Source organism: Nocardia spongicola (assembly GCF_047200775.1).
Taxonomy (GTDB): Bacteria; Actinomycetota; Actinomycetes; order Mycobacteriales; family Mycobacteriaceae; genus Nocardia.
The window spans coordinates 1-442 of record NZ_JBJZOO010000066.1 but is presented as its reverse complement, the minus strand read 5'-3'; the positions used below and the strand labels follow the sequence as shown (position 1 = coordinate 442).

Sequence of the window (442 nt, the reverse complement as noted above, 5' to 3'; positions counted from 1 at the left end):
AACCGGTGACCCATCCACACCACCCAAATCCAGCTCATCGACCCGCACCACCGGCGCCACACCGGCAATGAACCCGGCATCGGCATCGGCATCGGTCAACACACACACCGGCGCCGCAACCCGCAGAATGTAATCCGTCCGCTCAGCAGGCTGATCCGGATCCACCGGCACATACGCCCCACCCGACTTCGCCACCGCGTACATCGCGACCACCAAATCCACCGAACGCCGCAACACCAACCCCACCCGCGACTCCGGCCCCACACCCAACGACATCAAATACCGAGCAAGACGATTCACCCGAACATCCAACTCCCCATACGTCACCGACTCACCACCATCAGCGACCAACGCCACCTCACCCGGCCCCGCCGCGACCGCCGCATCCAACAACGACACCAACGTCAACGACCCATCCACCACCCACTCGGTCGCATTACGA

1 protein-coding gene is annotated in these 442 nt (G+C 63.3%); it reads right to left on the bottom strand.

The window, feature by feature from the left end:
* Nucleotides 1-442 (bottom strand): AMP-binding protein (locus ACL02S_RS24220; protein WP_412804800.1); only part of this gene is annotated, 442 nt, incomplete at both ends.